Source organism: Pseudomonas sp. 24 E 13 (genome assembly GCF_900004715.1).
Lineage (GTDB): Bacteria > Pseudomonadota > Gammaproteobacteria > Pseudomonadales > Pseudomonadaceae > Aquipseudomonas > Aquipseudomonas orientalis_A.
The window spans coordinates 1-1582 of the sequence record NZ_CVTO01000044.1 but is presented as its reverse complement, the minus strand read 5'-3'; the positions used below and the strand labels follow the sequence as shown (position 1 = coordinate 1582).

At 65.8% G+C, this 1582-nt stretch carries 2 protein-coding genes; both read left to right on the top strand.

The annotated features are described in order from the left end of the window. A partial coding sequence (locus BFP90_RS01655; protein WP_141688896.1) for an ABC transporter permease occupies positions 1-1258 on the top strand: 1258 nt, incomplete at its 5' end. Continuing rightward, a partial coding sequence (locus tag BFP90_RS01650) for a lipocalin-like domain-containing protein (RefSeq protein ID WP_305118334.1) occupies positions 1248-1582 on the top strand: 335 nt, incomplete at its 3' end. The genes BFP90_RS01655 and BFP90_RS01650, both read left to right, overlap by 11 nt.

Here is a 1582-nt window from a genome sequence, read left to right as displayed (position 1 = left end):
GGTCTGGGGCAACAGCCTGACCGCCGGGTTCGTGCTGATGGCGGCCTTGCTGCTGGGCGCCGCACTCGGCCTGCCGGTGCTGCTCAATGGGGTGTTGAAGGGCGTGCTGGGACGCAGCCGTTCGGTGCTGGGCCAATGGTTTCTCGCCGACTGCCGTCAGCAATTGCCGGCCCTGAGTCTGGCCCTGATGGCATTGTTGCTGGCCCTGGCGGCGAATATCGGTGCGGGCTCCATGACGTCGGGGTTTCGCAGCACGTTCAATAACTGGCTGGAGCAGCGTCTCACCGCCGAGCTGTACCTCAACCCGCAAAATCCGGCCCAGGCGCAGCACTTGCAAACCTGGCTGGCGCAACAACCACGGGTGCGCGCGGTGCTGCCCGGCTGGCAAGTCGCGGTGCAGTTGCAAGGCTGGCCGGCGGAGGTGTTCGGCGTGGTCGACGACCCCACCTATCGCCAGCACTGGCCGCTGCTGGAGGCGGCAAGCGCGCCCTGGGACCGCTTGCTGCAGGACGACAGCGTGATGCTCAGCGAGCAATTGGCGCGACGCTTGAACGTGCGCCTGGGCGACACCATTCAATTCCCCACGCCCCAGGGCCCATGGGCACCGACAATCGTCGGCATCTACGCCGACTACGGCAACCCCAAGGGCCATCTATTGGTCAACGCCAAGCACTTGCTGGCGCATTGGCCGACGCTGTCACCGGTGCGTTTCAACCTGCGCGTGGCACCCCAGGATGTGCCGCCGCTGGTGCGGGATGTGCAGCGTGAGTTCGACCTGGAAGACAGCCGCATCATCGATCAACAGCAATTGAAGGGGTGGTCCAGCCAGGTCTTCGAGCGCACCTTCGCCGCCACCGCCGCGTTGAACAGCCTGACCCTTGGCGTGGCGGGTGTGGCGCTGTTCATCAGCCTGTTGACCCAGAGCCAGAGTCGCCTCGGCCAACTGGCGCCGTTGTGGGCACTGGGGGTCACGCGCCGCCAACTGATGCTGCTCAACCTGGGCCAGACCTGGCTGCTGGCGGTGCTTACCCTGGTGCTGGCGTTGCCCCTGGGGCTGCTGCTGGCGTGGTGCCTGGATGCGGTGATCAACGTGCAAGCCTTTGGCTGGCGCCTGCCATTGCAGGTGTTCCCCGGGCAGCTGGCGCAGTTGATGGGCCTGGCGATGCTTGCCACGCTGCTGGCGTCGGCCTGGCCATTGTGGCAGCTGTACCGCAGCCGCCCGGCGGATTTGTTGAGGACGTTTGCCCATGAAGATTAAAGCGTTGGGGCTGGCGCTGTTGCTGCTGCTGAGCGCATGCGATAAAGCCCCCGCACCCCAGGAAAGCTTTGCCGGTCTTGGCAGCGATGCCGCCGACTTCGTCCAGGTGGTGCCCGGCAAAGTGTTCGCGTTCCCCGAGGACCACGGCCCACATCCAGGCTTTCGCATCGAATGGTGGTACGTCACCGCCAACCTCAAGGACGCCCAGGGCAACGCCTTCGGCGTGCAGTGGACGTTGTTTCGCAATGCCGTGAAGTCCGGGCCAGCGCAACCGAGCTGGCGCGACTCCACGATCTGGCTCGGCCATGCCGCCGTCACCTCCGC